Annotated in this window: 12 protein-coding genes and 1 pseudogene; 8 read left to right on the forward strand and 5 right to left on the reverse strand. The window is 42.5% G+C overall.

Annotated elements, in window-relative coordinates:
- The first annotated feature begins 128 nt into the window (after window positions 1-128).
- The 3 genes from AACU32_RS19380 (at window position 129) to AACU32_RS19390 (ending at window position 2,255) form a co-directional block, all read left to right on the forward strand.
- Window positions 129-629: an anthrone oxygenase family protein gene (locus AACU32_RS19380; RefSeq protein ID WP_096608076.1), complete on the forward strand. Its 501-nt coding sequence runs from the start codon at window positions 129-131 to the stop codon at window positions 627-629.
- Window positions 630-887: 258 nt separating this feature from the next.
- Window positions 888-1,238 carry an ArsR/SmtB family transcription factor gene (locus AACU32_RS19385; RefSeq protein ID WP_096602408.1) on the forward strand — a complete coding sequence of 117 codons (351 nt, stop codon included), beginning with the start codon at window positions 888-890 and terminating at the stop codon, window positions 1,236-1,238.
- Between the two features lie 33 nt (window positions 1,239-1,271).
- Window positions 1,272-2,255, forward strand: coding sequence for an SRPBCC family protein (locus AACU32_RS19390; protein ID WP_096602410.1), 984 nt, complete (start codon window positions 1,272-1,274; stop codon window positions 2,253-2,255).
- A 245-nt stretch (window positions 2,256-2,500) separates the two neighbouring features.
- On the opposite strand, the gene AACU32_RS40765 is transcribed toward AACU32_RS19390, so the two are convergent.
- The gene (locus AACU32_RS40765) at window positions 2,501-3,013 is read right to left on the reverse strand and encodes a coiled-coil domain-containing protein (RefSeq protein ID WP_445223184.1); all 513 of its coding nucleotides are present in this window, start codon (window positions 3,011-3,013) and stop codon (window positions 2,501-2,503) included.
- A 122-nt stretch (window positions 3,014-3,135) separates the two neighbouring features.
- Here AACU32_RS40765 and AACU32_RS19400 point away from each other — a divergent pair.
- Both AACU32_RS19400 and AACU32_RS19405 read left to right on the forward strand, forming a co-directional pair.
- Window positions 3,136-3,312, forward strand: a pseudogene (locus AACU32_RS19400) (serine protease); the annotation flags it as partial.
- A gap of 47 nt (window positions 3,313-3,359) precedes the next feature.
- Window positions 3,360-4,361, forward strand: a complete 1,002-nt coding sequence (locus tag AACU32_RS19405) for an RpoD/SigA family RNA polymerase sigma factor (RefSeq protein WP_096602414.1) — start codon at window positions 3,360-3,362, stop codon at window positions 4,359-4,361.
- Window positions 4,362-4,525: 164 nt separating this feature from the next.
- On the opposite strand, the gene AACU32_RS19410 is transcribed toward AACU32_RS19405, so the two are convergent.
- Both AACU32_RS19410 and AACU32_RS19415 read right to left on the reverse strand, forming a co-directional pair.
- Window positions 4,526-5,305 (reverse strand): MGMT family protein, encoded by a 780-nt coding sequence (locus AACU32_RS19410; protein WP_096602416.1) that lies wholly within the window; start codon window positions 5,303-5,305, stop codon window positions 4,526-4,528.
- Between the two features lie 501 nt (window positions 5,306-5,806).
- Complete coding sequence (locus AACU32_RS19415; protein ID WP_096602418.1) at window positions 5,807-7,612, reverse strand: iron uptake porin; 1,806 nt, start codon at window positions 7,610-7,612, stop codon at window positions 5,807-5,809.
- A 309-nt stretch (window positions 7,613-7,921) separates the two neighbouring features.
- Here AACU32_RS19415 and modA point away from each other — a divergent pair, with 309 nt between their 5' ends.
- Window positions 7,922-8,716 (forward strand): molybdate ABC transporter substrate-binding protein, encoded by a 795-nt coding sequence (modA, locus tag AACU32_RS19420; protein ID WP_096602420.1) that lies wholly within the window; start codon window positions 7,922-7,924, stop codon window positions 8,714-8,716.
- An 85-nt stretch (window positions 8,717-8,801) separates the two neighbouring features.
- On the opposite strand, the gene AACU32_RS19425 is transcribed toward modA, so the two are convergent.
- Entirely contained in the window at window positions 8,802-11,054 is a 2,253-nt protein-coding gene (locus tag AACU32_RS19425) for a caspase family protein (RefSeq protein WP_096602422.1), read from the reverse strand.
- Window positions 11,055-11,439: 385 nt separating this feature from the next.
- Here AACU32_RS19425 and AACU32_RS19430 point away from each other — a divergent pair, with 385 nt between their 5' ends.
- Together AACU32_RS19430 and AACU32_RS19435 are read left to right on the forward strand one after the other, a co-directional pair.
- Window positions 11,440-14,841: a CHAT domain-containing protein gene (locus AACU32_RS19430; protein WP_096602424.1), complete on the forward strand. Its 3,402-nt coding sequence runs from the start codon at window positions 11,440-11,442 to the stop codon at window positions 14,839-14,841.
- A 352-nt stretch (window positions 14,842-15,193) separates the two neighbouring features.
- Entirely contained in the window at window positions 15,194-15,490 is a 297-nt protein-coding gene (locus tag AACU32_RS19435; RefSeq protein WP_339378091.1) for a hypothetical protein, read from the forward strand.
- 92 nt (window positions 15,491-15,582) lie between these two features.
- Here the strand turns inward: AACU32_RS19435 and AACU32_RS19440 are convergent, their stop codons facing one another.
- Window positions 15,583-16,113 (reverse strand): tetratricopeptide repeat protein, encoded by a 531-nt coding sequence (locus tag AACU32_RS19440; RefSeq protein ID WP_339378092.1) that lies wholly within the window; start codon window positions 16,111-16,113, stop codon window positions 15,583-15,585.
- Window positions 16,114-16,624: the final 511 nt, after the last annotated feature.

Genomic DNA, 16,624 nt, shown 5'->3' on the forward strand with positions numbered 1-16,624 from the left:
AAAGCGATCGCCTAAAAAGTGTCAACAAATCATGGTTAAATGCCGGAAATCCATACCCCATATTTGGTTTTTCCTGTCAATGCATAAGTCCTAAACTCAAGGGAATGCATTTGTTTGTAGGAGGGTTTATGACGACTGTTGAGCATTTGCCTTTTGCATTAAAACTTTTAACTGCCTTGGGCTGCGGATTGGTGGCGGGAGTCTTCTTCGCCTTCTCGACTTTTGTCATGAGCGCACTTGCTCGACTTGAGCCGAGAGAAGCAATTATCGCTATGCAATCGATCAATATCACAGCTATCAATCCGTGGTTTATGGTGGCGCTGTTTGGTACGGCTTTGGCTTGCCTGTTTCTGGCGATCGCCTCGCTGTCAAAATTGCATCAACCTGGTGCGGTCTATTTTTTGGGTGGTAGCTTGCTTTATCTGGTGGGCACGATTCTGGTGACTATAGCCTTTAATGTGCCGCTAAATGATGCCCTAGCGATCGCCAAACCAGATAGTACTGAGGGTGCAAATCTATGGGCTAGATATCTGATCAACTGGACGCTCTGGAACCATGTTCGCACAATAGCCGCGTTTGGGGCAGCTGCATTGCTGACGATCGCGCTCTGTAAGCAAACAGTAAATTAGTCATTTGTCCTCTGTTACAAAGTTCTGTTCGTCTTTGACGTTGGCGTAAAGCGCCTCTGGAGACATCGACCTCTGCGTGGGTGGGGAAATTCCCCCAAGTAAGCTCAGTCGCAGAAACAGGAAACCTAATCAGGTAAAAAATTAGAATCCCCGGACTTTAGGGATGGGGTGGATGTCAACAATTAACTCTTGACATTCAAGACTAGTACATTTAACCTAGTAGTTAATTAACTGCGCGGTTAAATACTTCCAATCTAAATGTCCACCGATCAATTGAGCGTCACCTTTGCCGCCCTTGCCGATCCTACCCGGCGGGCAATCCTGGCTCATCTCGCTAAGGGAGAAGCATCAGTAACTGAACTAGCCCAACCCTTTGAGATGAGTCTGCCTGCCATTTCCAAACATCTCAAGGTGCTGGAGCGTGCGGGATTGATCACAAGGGGTCGAGAAGCTCAGTGGCGACCCTGCCGACTAGAGGCAGAACCACTCAAGGATGCAGCAGATTGGATTGAACAATATCGCCAATTCTGGCAACAGAATTTGGATCGTCTAGACGAGTATCTACAACAATTGCTTGCAGAGGAAAAGAAACGCGATCGCGAACCATAAGCTGAGATCCTTCCATTCTTAAGGAGATACAAGATGTTGAAACAAAATGACTCAACTTCCCCTCAGTCAGAACGCGAAATTATCATTACTCGTGTCTTCAACGCACCGCGAGAACTTGTATTTAAGGCATGGACAGAGCCAAAACACATCGCCCAATGGTGGGGGCCAAAAGGCTTCACAACTCATGTGACAGAAATGGATTTCCGTCCGGGCGGTCAATGGCGCTATGTCATGATTAGTCCAGATGGCACGGAGTACCCCGTCAAAGGTGTGTTCCACGAAATCGTGCCTCCAGAAAGAATTGTCGCTAGCGATGAATTTGACGAAGGCTTTGAGCAAGTTATCAACGCCGATTTGCCACAGGGTATTGTGACGACAGCTATTTTTGAGGATGTGAACGGTAAGACTAAACTGACTCTCCAGATTCTTCACGCATCTGAAAGCGATCGCCGCAAGCATGAAGAGATGGGCGTTGTTGCTGGGTGGAATTCTAGCTTCGATTGCCTTGATGAATTCCTAGCAAAGCAAGTTCAACAGCAACAGAATGGTTTTGCAGTCACATTGCCATCAGATCGGGAAATCCTCGTGACTCGCGTTTTTAATGCCCCGCGCAGACTTGTCTTTGAGGCATGGACTCAACCCGAACACGTTAAGCGCTGGTTTGGGGTTTGTAGCAGTATGACAATGACCGTTTGCGAAATCGACTTGCGTGTGGGTGGTAATTGGCGTTATGTCTTGCAAGATTACAAAAACAGCACTGAACACGCATTTTCAGGAGAATACCGGGAAATTGTGCCCCCAGAACGATTGGTTAGTACCGAAATCTATGAACCAGTCGCCAATAGCGACCACTTGAATACGCTAACCCTGACGGAAATTGACGGAAAAACAACGTTGCATATTTACATCCAACACCAGTCAAAAGAGCAGCGGGATGGACATCTCCAATCTGGCATGGAAGAGGGACTGGGCGAGACTCTCAACCGTCTCGAAGCACTCCTCCAATCAATGGCATAACACTCCTACAAAGGATAGGGGACATCCAATTTTTTAAATACCCATTTAAGACCACGCCCTTAAGGGCGTGGTCTCATTTGTGCGTAAGTCTTGTTTCTACTCAGCAACCCCAAAATCACTATATTCATCATTTCATAAATTAACACAATCGGTGCCCTTACAATTATTTGTACCTCACCAACTTGCAATCTGCTGTATCTCACGCAAAGGCGCAGAGGCGCAAAGAAGAGCGCGAACGTATGATTTTAAAAAATTAACCTTGCTGTAGTGTGGAAGCTTGTGCAAAATTTACTTGTTAATGAAGCTAATAACTCCGTGAATGAGGCTTTTTGCTTGGTTAATGAAGCTAATAACTCCGTGAATGAGGCTTTTTGCTTGGTTAATGAGGCTAATAACTCCGTGAATGAGGCTTTTTGCTTGGTTAATGAAGCTAATAACTCCGTGAATGAGGCTTTTTGCTTGGTTAATGAGACTAATAACTCCGTGAATGAGGCTTTTTGCTTGGTTAATGAAGCTAATAACTCCGTGAATGAGGCTTTTTGCTTGGTTAATGAGGCTAATAACTCCGTGAACGAGTTACCAAAAGTGCCGTCGCCAGAAATCGAACCGGGTATAGGTTCTCGCTTCATTATTGATTCTAATCGCGAAATCCTGACTAATGCCCATGTAGTTAACCGTGTTGATACGGTGAGTGTGATGCTCAAAGATGGACGTAATTTCAAAGGTAAGGTTAACGTGAGTTCGACAGACGGCTTCAATAAGCCTTCAGCAAGGGGAAAGGGGAAGGGGAAAAGGCTGATTCTTGCGTTCCCTTACCCTTTAACCTTTTTCCTTTTCCCCCTTCTTCCTAGCTCTGAGATACTACCATTGAACTCACGTTAAGGTTACGGGTGATGATGCGGTGATAAATGTTGCGGTGGTGAAAATTCCGGCGAATCACTTGCCAACAGTGGGATTAGGCAATTCTGAGGGGTTGGAACCAGGAGCATGGGCGATGGTCACTAATGGTAATCCTCTTGCTTTAGATGATAAAGTAACCCACGGCATGATTAGTGCCAATCATCTGGAAAAATTTTGCTAAACCTAAGTTCGGAGAATTCAATTATGATCAATCATTTAACTTCGCTGACAAAAGAAACTCATAAAAGCCAAAAAGCCTCACCCCAATTTACTGATAACATGCGGAATTATCTCCAACAAATAGGTCGTGTACCTTTATTAACCAATGAAGAAGAAATAATTTACGCCCGTCAAGTACAGCAGATGATGAATTTACTCACTGCTAAGAAGGAATTAGCTGGGCAATGTGAGCAGGAGCCAATGTTGCAAGAATGGGCAGATTATCTCAATTTAAGTATTGATACACTGCAACAACAATTAAATCTAGGCAAAAAAGCTAAGGAAAAAATGCTGGCTGCCAATCTGCGATTAGTCGTAGCCATAGCCAAGAAATATCAACAAAGAAATATGGAGCTATTAGATTTAATTCAAGAAGGCAATTTAGCTCTAGAAAGAGGTATAGAAAAATTCGATCCGAATCTGGGTTATAAGTTTTCCACCTATGCTTACTGGTGGATTCGTCAAGGAATCACACGCGCGATCGCCCAAAAAAGTCGCACTATTCGCCTACCAATTCATGTGGTAGAAAAATTGAATAAAATTAAGCGTGTACAACGGGAATTATCCCAAAAATTAGGTCGTACTCCTACTACTAATGAAATTGCCACAGCCTTATGTTTAACACCTAAGGAGGTAAGAGAGCATTTACATCTGACCCGTAAACCTATGTCTCTTGAAGCAAAAATTGGTTCAGAGCAAGAATCAGAATTACAAGATGTTTTGGAAGATTCTGGACTTAAACCTGAAGACTATGTTGTAGAAAAATCTCTACAACAAGACCTGCAAAAGCTGTTAGAAAAATTATCTCCCCCACAACGAGAAGTATTAATTCTCCGCTTTGGTTTGATAGATGGTCATGCACTTTCTTTAGCAGAAGTAGGTCAGCGCCTTAGTTTGAGTAGAGAACGGGTAAGACAAATAGAGCAAAAAGCTCTGAAAATCCTCAGACAAAATAAGGAAGAAATTAGTAGTTACCTGGCTAGTTAATGTTGAAGTTTCTGTTTGCTATGACTAACTCATTCAGAATCTTTTTTATGGTAGGGGAACGCAACTGTGCTACCCTACTTAAACCAATAATTAACAGGTTCAGTCGTCACTGAATACCCAATTAAACAAACTTGGTAAATTCAGATTACCTTTGGTATTGAGTTTCAATATAAACTTTCAGGGTGATATAAATATTTCTCAACATCTACAAAATATCTATTTGTCTGAGTAGATAAATCTGGGTTGTTGAAAATTTCCACATGTTCGGAGGATAATTTATTGATTTGATTGGGAGCATATCTGATTAAATAGCCTTGAGAATCTAAGATTCTGTGGATGGGATAATCATCAGCAGATGTTTTTTTAAGATATGTAGGAATAGCTCGAAGATAGCTGTTATCTACGCCAATTACTTTAATTATCTGTTTGTATGTTACTACTTTCCCTGATGGTACTTTGACTAGAAAATCTAGAAAGCGTTCATAAGGTTTTTCCGATAATGCTCTTAATTTCTCAGTCTGAATCTGAACATTATTCCCAACACTAAGTTGACCTGAATTGATAATTACACCTAAAATTCCTCTTTTCCTTTGAATAGTTTTTAAAGAAGCAACTAAATTGGCTATGCGCTTACAGGGTTCACAATGAAAGGTTAAACGAATAGCAGCACCACTATCACAACTTATGAGAGCGCCAGGGGTAAAATTTTCAGATTCAACCCCGGCTATGACAATATTTTCTCGTAATTCTCCTGGTGGAATTGCCAGGTCTATAATATCTTCATGCCTAACAACTAAAATTTGCCTGGGACTGATGGGGTCAGCATTAATATCTCCTTCTATACCATGACCTATTTTTAAGTTGATTGACTCAACTTCTCTCATTTCTGAACCATGCTTTGGTTTTATAAAAAGATGTAAAATCGAACCCTGTGCAATAGACATTTAATAATTAATACAGTTTCAATTAATGATTGTATGTCATGAATGGTCGCAAAGGCAGGGGAAACCCATATGTGTCAACTTAACGTGAAACCCTTATCAAGACTGATACGTGAATTAAATCACCTACCATCAAGATCCGCCCCGCCCCACCCCGGCGTTGCTGACGCAAAACCTCCCCTCCCCTTAGCAAGGGGAGGGGATTGAGGGGTGGGGTAAAAGGGTTGTTGAATAAGGGTTTGAGCCTAAGTAGTGCAAATCTAAAGACTTTATTAAGGAGTTACCTAAGCAAAATTAGGTAGAAAATGGGTAGATTCCCCCTATCTTTAAGCAAGCGATTGAGCCATAATAGATACTATAAACAGCGCTGGCAAAACATTTAAGGCTAGCATTTAATAAACGTTAGATAAACCAAAGCCCTGAATTTATCACAGGGCTTTTTAAATTTTATTGAAACAGCGAAGGTTTAAAACCGAGTAGAATTGTGGGCGAAAAAGTGAATCATTAGAACCTGAATGTAGTCCGAATAACGCCTGTATAGATGGTGTCGTTATTGCTGTTATGCTCTGGATTTAATATCACAATCAATCCTGGTGTAATTGAAAGATTACTATTAACTTGATACCGATATAAAGCCTCGAAATGGAAAGAGGTATCAGTGTCTATACGCCTGTCTGGGACAAGATTTGTGGCGGTAACGATATTATTTCCAAAGTCATTACCAGTTACCTTCGGTGGTTGTCCAAAGATAATACCGCCTAAATTACCCTTTTTACCAAGGTCGGGGAAGGCTAGAGTCACAGCCCAGTTCCAAATATCTGCTTGATCGCCGCGATTAACATTAGCACCAGAACTATTTTCGGCGATCGCCTGAGTATATCCCACCCAACCGGCAAGGGTAAATTGGGGACTGAAACGATAGTTGGCTGCTAAACCATAGTGATTGGTTGTCGTGTTTACCGGAGTAGTAGCAGTAGAGTTAAAAGGATTATTTGCAAATGCACTACCATAGGAACCCGAAACTACCACATCACCATCATTGTTAGCACCTCTGAGGTAGGAGTGAGCATAAGTCAAACCTAAGGTAAAGTCTTTGTTTGGCTGAAAGGCTAATTGTGCTAAAGCGCCATAACTCCCATCAAATAGGCCTTTACCAGAATTCGGATCGCTACCTCTGCGCGCCAAATAGCCTCCAGATAAGGTGATTGTGTCACTTAACTTGAAAACAGCACTCACACCGGAACCTGTATTACTGGCGGAGGAGGTATTACTGGCGCGGTAAATCTCAGAGAAACGCCCAAAGCGAGACAAAGAACCAATGGGAGTTGAAGACAAGAACGGGTTAAAGGTATTGAAGTTGTCGTAAAACTCCCCACCAATGGCATCAACAATCACGTTGAGTTGCTCACCGATGGGAAAGCGATAATATAACTTGCCCATCTGAACACTGTTATCAGCATTATTGGTAGTGTCCCAAGATGTGCGTGTCATGTTTGTACCTGTGACAGCACCACTAAAAGCATTGGTGTTGTTGGCTTCTAAACGGGTAAATAATTGGTCTTTACCAGTGAAGCTAGTAATCAGGTTGAGTCGGACGCGATCGCTAAATATCGCTCTATCTTGCAGCCTCCGTCCTCCTGATGCTGTATACTGATTGTTGGTAAAATTTTCTCTGGTTGCGCCTGCGGGTCTAACATTAATCTCGTTCCATACATCTGAGTTTAATGCGCGATCGCCACCAAACACACTTCCAAGACTGAAAATTATCTCTGCATTCAACTTGGTAGTAGCAGAAAATTGTTGACTCTCTAAGGTTGCAGTCCGACCTTCTAAGCCGTCCAACCTTCCCCTGAGTTCCACCAGTCCATCAGCAAACTCTTGTTGCAATTTTTGCAAGGTTTCTAGGTCTTGCTTAGTCACTAAGTCGGCTGTACCCGTTGCAATCAGTTCGTTGACTCTATTCAAACAAGCATTTAAACCCGCTGCAAATTCATAGCGAGTCAGCGCCCGATTTCCGCGAAAGCTACTATCTGGATATCCCGCAATACAACCATAGCGCTCAACCAAAGACTGTAAAGCAGCAAAAGCCCAATCTGTCGGTTGCACATCAGAAAGTTGCGATACAGATGTCACCTGATCCATCGCCGAAGTTGCTTGCGCCTCATCTGGAACCTGCTGGCTTTGTTGGGATAGTTCTGTCTGTGACTGATTTCGTTGGCTATCTCCTACCACTGGATTTGCTGATGCAGCTTTAGCTGTCATCATACTAGCTAGCAGTAGTAACAATGAAGAGCGTACAAAACTGGACATTACCCTCACACCTCAAATATACTTAAACCAACTATGTTGGTCTTTATTCCAATTATGTTGGTATAAATTAGCAAGAATTACATATTGTTAGAACTAATTACGCTGCTACTACCAAATTTTGAATCTATATTGCTACAAAAAGACCAAACATTTCACTGATACTTCAACCTCTTAACCGACTTAGTTGGTAAATATTTTATACCAAAATATTTGGTATAAATGTAGCGTTAGTTACAAATTTTCCGAATACCAAGAACTTACAATACCAAAACTAATTTATAAAAAAATCTTTGGCTTGCAGTTTTTTCTATGCACAGAAGACGAATTCTTAGCTTAATTGGTACAGCAGTTGCTAGCTTACTAGTAGCCATTAATTTACCAACCGTTGCTCCCTCACCGGTACTAGCACAGTCACAGGCTACCCTGCTGGTGTCTGCTGCTGCCAGTTTGAAAGAAGCCCTAGAAGAGATAAAGCCTCTTTACCAACAAAGTCAAGCAAATACCAACATTAATTACAATTTTGGGGCTTCAGGTGCTTTGCAACAACAGATTGAGCAAGGTGCGCCCGCAGATATCTTTATTTCCGCTGGGAAAAAGCAGGTAGATGCGTTAGACGAAAAAGGACTTTTGCTAGGAGGAACTCGTTCTATCCTGGCAAAGAACCGTCTGGTGTTGATTGTACCTAAAAATGTTGTGGGCATCACCAGTTTCTACAACCTTAAAGACTCCAACATTAAGAAAATTGCCATTGGTGAACCCAGAAGCGTACCCGCAGGACAATACGGTGAACAAGTACTTCAGAAGCTGAAACTTTTGCCACAGATCAAGTCAAAATTGGTCTACGCTAACAATGTACGTCAAGTATTGGCAGCTGTAGAAAGTGGCAACGCTGATGCAGGTTTAGTTTACATCACTGATGCCAAAATTTCAGATAAAGTAAAAATTGTGGTGGCAGCTGACGAAAAATACCATTCTGCGATTGTTTATCCATTCGCAGTCCTCAAAAGCAGCAAAAATGCTGATGCAGCTAAGGAATTTGCCAAATTTCTCTCGAGCAGTCAAGCTAAAGCGGTACTCAAAAAATACGGCTTTCTTTTGCCTTAATAATGAAGGTACGATCAAATGCGATCGCATTATACCAAAAGAAATTTTTGATTTGCGCTGATCGTGCGATCGCACTCTTCTTTCTTCAGCCAACTACTTCTAATGTAATCGACATCGCCGCCAGTTTCTTGACATCAACGCCGCGCACTCCCGCAGGTAACTGCTGACTTTCACCGTTTGTTCCCCTACGTGTAGCATTATCTAAATCTAAGAGTAATTTATTTGTTATCTCCAAAAACTCATCAGTTGCACCGAATGGCCCACGTTTGGTGGTGTCTCCTCTTTTGGCAATTTTTTCTAGTGCTTGGAGTGACTCTGTTAATGGGGATGTACTAGCAATAATTAGTGCTTCGGTAATTCCTAATGGTTCGCTAATGGTGAGTGTCATCTCATCATTTTCGGGAATCACTCGCTTTTCACCTGCGGCGATCATGACTGCATCTTCTGAAGCAGAAACAAGCTGATTATCAGGAAAAATCACTGCCATTTCCCCTTGGGCATCAATTACTAAAATGCTGACGTAAAGAGGTACAGTTTCTTGATTTTCAACTTGAAAAGCTATTTGCGTATTTACAGGTAATTGGGCAATTATACCATCTTCACTGTTAGCAGCATTTGCGGATTGTTGAGGATTTTGCCGCCCACGTACTGTAAAAGTTTCACTCACAATTGTTTTGTTATTAGCGATAATCATAGAAGCGTTAACTTTCAGGCGTGATGTATTGGTATTGCCTACCATTTTCTTGACAATGCGCGCTGCTAATAATGATTTTAATTTAGATTTTAATCGCTCTACTGCCGCCGGGATAGATTCATTAGCCTCGCCGAAAGATTTAGGAATTATTTGGTCTAGTGATGGTAAAAATAAACCTAAACTGCCTACAAGCTGAAGATTTGGGGTGTGAAATTTTTGTAATTGCTGATATCTTTCTTCGGTCATCCTAGCAAAGATATATTGTACTTCTTGTTGTCCCAAAGGTAAGGGTGTAATCCGGTTGAGCGCTTTTAAAGCTTGTGTGGCTTGGGCAGTAGTTTTACTATCAAATGAGTCATCTAGCCCAATTTGTAAAGTTATATCCGTAGGAATACCCCGCAGACGTTCTTGTAAAATTGTGCCCGCTGGTAATTGGGTGCTGACTTTTGAATTTGCGTTAATTCTACCTTTGGCAACTAAACCTTGTCGAGATTCTAAATTAATTAATCCGCGTTCTATGCCGTTGTTATCAACAACGCTAAAAGCTGCATTATCTTTGTTAAATGCTTCTAAGGATTGGGGATCTACACCACCTAACCACAATTCTACTTGGTCGCCTTGAGTTTGAGTCACAATTGCATCGGCGTAGGATGTGATAAAAGGAGTAAAGTAAAGCGGTGGGTTAGGATTTCCTTTAACGTTGACTTCTAATTCTGGGTATTGAATTCCCGAATTTTGATATGCCAAATTTTTAGTAGTACGACTCACATCAGCAAATACTTTGTTGACAGATTGATTCCCTGGCTTTTGCCATAAATAATAAGTCAAAGCATAAGTAAATGCTCCGGCTGAAAAACCACTAAAAGCTGCATCAACGGCAAATTGGTCACGTTTTGCTGAAGCCAGGACAACTCCTTTAGCTATTTTTTGACGCAGTGTCTTATACTGTTGTGGTGACAAATTCAACTTTTGTAACCATTGGCGCTGATACTCAAATTCTGCCTCCATAGCTTGCAAATTTGCGCCTCCCGGACGGGTACGCACCAGAAAATTTCCCCGTTTTGCGCCACCAGAATGACAGCAATCTAAAACAACGGTGACATTTTCTGTTTTTAATGCATACATGAGTAAAAACAGAGTGTGTCCCATGATGTCTTTGACTACGCCACCGCGATCGGGATATCCTGGAGGTAAGCTAGCGTCAACGGGAACCAGTGTGCTGTTGAGTCCATCTTTTTCGTCTTTGTCTGGATCAACTACTCGTGAACCATGTCCAGAAAAGTGAAATACTACAATATCCCCTGGTTTAGCTTGGTCGATGAGGTGTTGTTCAAAGGCTGTCAAGATATTTTGGCGCGTAGCTTGGGCGTCGGTGAGTGTAACAATATCTTGAGTGTTAAAACCAAAGCGGTGAGTTAGCAATTCTTTTTGTAACTGCACATCATAAGTGCAACCTCTAAGTTGCTGAATACCATTTTGATATTCATTAATTCCCACCAGTAGCGCCAGCTTGCGGGGTGCATTTTGCGCCAGGACTTTGGCGTATTTATCACCCTGCTGCATGATATCTAACTGGCTGAAACCAATACTCGCCAATGTGGAACCAGCAAATTGCAGAAATTGACGGCGTTTGATTTGAGTCATAGGTTTTAAATTTGAGATTTGAGATTTGCTGGTTATTTATACTTCTAGGGGTATGGGGGGGTATGCAACTTGGTGAATAAATTTCGGGTGTGTCAACAGGGAAGGGGGACAAGGGAGACAAGGGAGACAAATCCCGCATTTCTCACAAGCAGTAGGGGCGGGTTCACAGATATGATCTGAATTATTCACGACTATTTGGCTTAACCCGCCCCTACGATTGCAAAATTTGTGACAAATCCAGGTTTAGTCCTAACGCACCCCACCAGATGAAAGCTAATTTACTACGTAACTCTCACAATTCAATTTAAAGTTTCCATAAAACTGCATACCCCGACACCGCCGAGAAATATATTGATTTGTAGATAAAAAATCAGTATATACGCTCATGACGAAGCAGAAGAAACTCCCTGTGTTGGCTTCTCGCGCTGTGGTTTTATTTTGCTCCCTGCTGTTATTATCCGAGTCAACAGTTGCCAGTGTAGGGAGTTATAAGTTAAAAATTGCCCAGCAGCCAGCGACAACCAGCCAAGATGCGACTCGTGCGGAAGCGGAAAAGTTAAGGCAGGAAGGATTGCAATTATTTAAGCAAGGAACAGCAGAATCGTTGAGACAGGCTCTTGTTAAATGGCAAGAAGCGCTAAAACTGTGGCATCAAGTTGGAGATAAGCAATGGCAAGCTTTCACACTCCTTGGTATTGGTAGAATTTACGAAGATTTAGGAGACAAGCAAGAGGCTCTCAAATTCTACAACTCTTCTTTGCCTTTGATGAAGGAAGTAGGGGATAAGGCAGGAGAAGCGACTACCCTCAACAATATTGGCTTAGTCTACTACTCATTAGGAGACCAGCAGCAGGCTCTCAAATTTTACAACGAAGCTCTGCCTTTGAGTAAGGAGGTGGGGGATAAGGCAGGAGAGGCGAGAACCCTCAACAATATTGGTGGTGTCTACTACTCATTAGGAGACAAGCAGCAGGCTCTCAAATTCTACAACTCTTCTTTGCCTTTGATGAAGCAGGTGGGGAATAAGGCAGGGGAGGCGAGAACCCTCAACAATATTGGCTTAGTCTACGACTCATTAGGAGACAAGCAGCAGGCTCTCAAATTCTACAACTCTTCTTTGCCTTTGATGAAGCAGGTGGGGGATAAAGCAGGGGAGGCGGTTACCCTCAACAATATTGGCTTAGTCTACGACTCATTAGGAGACAAGCAGCAGGCTCTCAAATTCTACAACTCTTCTTTGCCTTTGAGTCAGCAGGTGGGGGATAAGGCACAGGAGGCGAGAACCCTCAACAATATTGGTTTAGTCTACTACTCATTAGGAGACAAGCAGCAAGCACTCAAATTCTTCAACTCTTCTTTGCCTTTGAGTCAGCAGGTGGGGGATAAGGCACAGGAGGCGACTACCCTCAACAATATTGGCAGTGTCTACGACTCATTAGGAGACCAGCAGCAAGCTTTCAAATTCTACAACTCTTCTTTGCCTTTGAGGAAGGAGGTGGGGGATAAGGCAGGAGAGGCGACTACCCTCAACAATATTGGTTTAGTCTACTACTCATTAGGAGACAAGCAGCAAGCACTCAAATTCTTCAACTCTTCTTTGCCTTTGAGTCAGCAGGTGGGGGATAAGGCACAGGAGGCGAGAACCCTCAACAATATTGGCAATGTCTACAACTCATTAGGAGACCAGCAGCAGGCACTCAAATTCTTCAACCAAGCTTTGCCTTTGACTAAGGAGGTGGGGTATAAGGAAGGGGAGGCGAATACCCTCAACAATATTGCCATTGTCTACTACTCATTAGGAGACCAGCAGCAGGCACTCAAATTCTTCAACCAAGCTTTGCCTTTGACTAAGGAGGTGGGGTATAAGGAAGGGGAGGCGACTACTCTAGGGAATCTTGCTGACTTAGAACGCAAAGCAGGTAATCTGCAAGCTGCACTTACACAAATCGACAGCGCTATCCAAATTATCGAAGATTTACGCAAAACATATACTAACAAAGACCTGCAAAGCACCTATTTCGCCACAGTCCAACATTATTACAAATTCAAAATCGATCTGTTGATGGAACTGCACAAAAAAGAACCATCAAAAAGATACGACGCATTAGCCCTCAACACCAGCGAAGCATCCCGCGCTAGGGGACTTGTAGAACTGTTAACCGAAGCCCGCGCCAATATCCGCAAAGGTGCAAACCCCCAACTCTTAGCCGAAGAAAGCCGCATACAAGCTTTAATTGATGGTAAAGAAAAAGTACGGTTTGAAATAGTTAACAGCGATAAAATTAAAGACCCCATATATAAAGCCAACGCCGAGAAATTACAAACAGAAATTGATGAACTCCTCCGCCAACAAAAAGAACTGGAAACCAAAATCCGCGAAACTAGCCCACAATACGCTAACCTGAAGTATCCCCAACCCCTGAATTTATCGCAAATTCAGCAACAACTCGATAAAGATACCCTGCTGTTACAATATTCCTTGGATGAGGAACGCAGCTTTTTATGGGTGGTTTCTCCCAATTCTCTCGATACTTACGAACTTCCCAAAAAACAAGAGATAGAGAAAAGCGCGATTAATTTATTCTGCCTGATTAGCCAAAACAGTTCTAAACCGCCTTCTGCAACTAATAAAGAACATCCTTGCGCTGGTATCAAAATTCGCCGGATTGATGTCGCCGCAAAGGAACTCAGTCAACTGATTCTCGCACCGGTGAAAGATAAATTGGGGACAAAACGCTTAGTAATTGTCGCCGATGGTGCTTTGCAATATATCCCCTTTGCGGCGGTGGCTGATTTAAATTCTCAACCCAGTTCTACACAAGGTCAAGGGGAAAAAGATAAACTATTGGGAATACAGGTGAGTGTTTCCCGAGAAAAACAAAAAAATCCTGACTGTGTGGGTGGTGGTATTAGTAGCTGTCCAGGTAAAAATTCACCTGTGAATAAATTTGACTACCAACCGCTATTTATTAATCACGAAATTGTCAGTCTTCCTTCTGCATCTACCATTGCCATTCAACGCCAGCAACTCGCCAATCGTCAACCCGCACCCAAAGCCTTAGCTATCCTCGCCGACCCAGTATACAGCGCTACCGATGAGCGAGTTACCACCGCCAAAAATAAACAACTCCAGCAGCAAGATGACATCGATTTAGAGCTAGAACGCTCTGCCCTCAAGCGTTCTGCTGATATCCTGAATCGCCAAGGTTGGCCGCGTCTTTTTGGTACACGCACAGAAGCACAGACAATTTTTAAACTCGTACCAGACTCGAAAGGGGTGGAAGTCTTTGATTTTGCAGCTAACTATAATTGGGCTACCAGCAGCAATCTCAATCAATTCCGGATTTTACACTTTGCTACCCACGGTTTTGTTAATGATGCTAACCCAGAGTTATCAGGTATTGTGCTGTCTCTGGTAAACGAACAAGGTAAAGACATTCGCGGATATCTGCGGTTAGCAGACTTGTTTAACCTCGATTATCCGGCAGATTTAATTGTTCTGAGTGCTTGCGAAACTGGATTAGGTAAGGAAATTCAAGGCGAAGGCTTGGTAGGCTTGACAAGAGGATTAATGTATGCAGGTGGAGAAAGATTGGTTGTGTCCTTGTGGCAAGTCAGTGATGAAGGGACGGCTGAGTTTATGCAGGAATTTTACAAGCAAATGTGGCAGCAAGGCAAGCCAGCGAATCAGGCTTTACGGGCAGCGCAGTTGAAAATGTGGCAACAAGAGAAATGGCGTAATCCTAATTATTGGGCGGCGTTTACGTTTTTGGGTGAATGGCGATAAGTTTTCGATCGCAGTTTTTGGGCGTTGCTGATTGAAGTATGAATAAGTCTCACGCAAAGCCGAGGACAGTTGCGTGGGCGGGTTTCCCGACTTGAGCAAACTGTCCGTCGCAAAGAGTCGTTATTTGATTGTGCCAAAAATTTAAATTCATACTCCGATTCAGCAACGCCAATTTTTTTGTGCGCCTAATCTGCGATCGCATGATTTTTTTTTCGGGAAAATATTTTGCTTTAACCTATTTTACAAGTATAAAACTATACTTTACAATTCTTAATAAGAAAGGCGATCGCCCTCTGCCAAGAAACTGCGATCGCCTTTCTGTAAACCCCCATTATGGGAGACAAATACAATCATGGCACAAGTAGAAAATTTTGTAGAAAATCCAAATTTCGCCCTATCAGATTTACACCAATACCTAGGCGGCGAAAACTTAAATACACCCCCAGTAAATCAACCTGCTGCAAATCCATCGCCTAAAAGAGAACCGATAAAACATTTACTCATTGCTTCTCCTAAAGTCGTCATCAGTACAATTCACCATCTACAAGTCATAGGTTACGCTAGCACAGGAGACTGGAGTCCATTACTACCAACCGCCAACCCAGAGGAAGTCATGAGTATTTTAATCCGTCAGATTTTAATCCAATAACCAATTAAAAAATCAGAACCCCGTTAACAAAGCGGGGTTCTGACTTTGATATTCAATTTTCAGCTGACAACTGACAACTAACAACTGACAAATTACGCATTCCGTATCTGTTCGAGAGTATCAAGAGACTTTTGAGCTAATTCCTGTTCACCGGCTTTTTGGAAAATATTGGCTGCTGTTTGTAAATCCGAAATAGCCAGTTGCTTACTTCCCAAAGCATAATTAGAAACGCCTCGGAACAAATAAGCATAACCAATATTAGTATCCAGCTTAATAGTTTGGTCAAAATCTGCTTTAGCTTCCTGATATTGCTTTAAGTTAAAATAGGCAACACCTCTACCCAGATAGGCATAGGGATTATTAGGCTCTATTTGGATTGATTGGTTAAAAGCCTGAATAGCTCCCTGATAATCATCTTTTTCCAACAATGCAAATCCTGCTTCTAAAGAGGATTTGAAGTTATTATTATCAGTTGACGATTGAGTAAAATTAGATTCAATTTGCAACTTTTCTGCCTGGGGTTTAAATTCAATGCTGGGTAACTTTTCAGCATTAGCTTTAGGAGCGCAAACCATTAAACCGAATAAAATCATTCCTGAAGCTAAAACTTTAAATCCTTTCATTTGTAGTTCTCCAATAAAATGCATGACAAAGAGCGTTGAGTATGGATGAGAAATTAGCACTTCGTAGAAAATGATGGTAGATACACCGTCATCTCGGCTTTGTTACCTATGCATAACCGCTAACTTTGGTTATCTTATGGATATATACTTCTCAGCCCAGTAGGGGGTATGCAGTTTTCACAAATGAAGCAATTTTAATTTCTTGTTTATCTATATCTCTGGCGACTCAGGGGGTATGCAAAAATTCGGGACACTACACCCGCATTTCTCACAAGCAGTAGGGGCGGGTTCACTGCATTGGTGTCAACTTAAGTTAAAAGGCTTATCCCACAAGCGTTTTACCCCAACCCTCAATCCCCTCCCCTTGGCAAGGGGAGGGGAGGTTTTGCGTCAGCAAAGCCGGGGTGGGGTGACGCGAATCTTGATGGGAAGCGAGAAAAAGTTTCTCTGTTTAGTGAGGTACAGTCACCCCACCCCCAACCCCCTCCCCGCAAGCGAGGAGGGGGCTACG

This window comes from Calothrix sp. NIES-2100 (assembly GCF_963875285.1).
Lineage (GTDB): Bacteria > Cyanobacteriota > Cyanobacteriia > Cyanobacteriales > Nostocaceae > Aulosira.

Coding starts and splice junctions, on each gene's coding strand:
- AACU32_RS19380 (WP_096608076.1), top strand. CDS start 129: ATGACGACTGTTGAGCATTTGCCTTTTGCATTAAAACTTTTAACTGCC.
- AACU32_RS19385 (WP_096602408.1), top strand. CDS start 888: ATGTCCACCGATCAATTGAGCGTCACCTTTGCCGCCCTTGCCGATCCT.
- AACU32_RS19390 (WP_096602410.1), top strand. CDS start 1,272: ATGTTGAAACAAAATGACTCAACTTCCCCTCAGTCAGAACGCGAAATT.
- AACU32_RS19405 (WP_096602414.1), top strand. CDS start 3,360: ATGATCAATCATTTAACTTCGCTGACAAAAGAAACTCATAAAAGCCAA.
- AACU32_RS19410 (WP_096602416.1), bottom strand. CDS start 5,305: ATGTCTATTGCACAGGGTTCGATTTTACATCTTTTTATAAAACCAAAG.
- AACU32_RS19415 (WP_096602418.1), bottom strand. CDS start 7,612: ATGTCCAGTTTTGTACGCTCTTCATTGTTACTACTGCTAGCTAGTATG.
- modA (WP_096602420.1), top strand. CDS start 7,922: ATGCACAGAAGACGAATTCTTAGCTTAATTGGTACAGCAGTTGCTAGC.
- AACU32_RS19425 (WP_096602422.1), bottom strand. CDS start 11,054: ATGACTCAAATCAAACGCCGTCAATTTCTGCAATTTGCTGGTTCCACA.
- AACU32_RS19430 (WP_096602424.1), top strand. CDS start 11,440: ATGACGAAGCAGAAGAAACTCCCTGTGTTGGCTTCTCGCGCTGTGGTT.
- AACU32_RS19435 (WP_339378091.1), top strand. CDS start 15,194: ATGGCACAAGTAGAAAATTTTGTAGAAAATCCAAATTTCGCCCTATCA.
- AACU32_RS19440 (WP_339378092.1), bottom strand. CDS start 16,113: ATGAAAGGATTTAAAGTTTTAGCTTCAGGAATGATTTTATTCGGTTTA.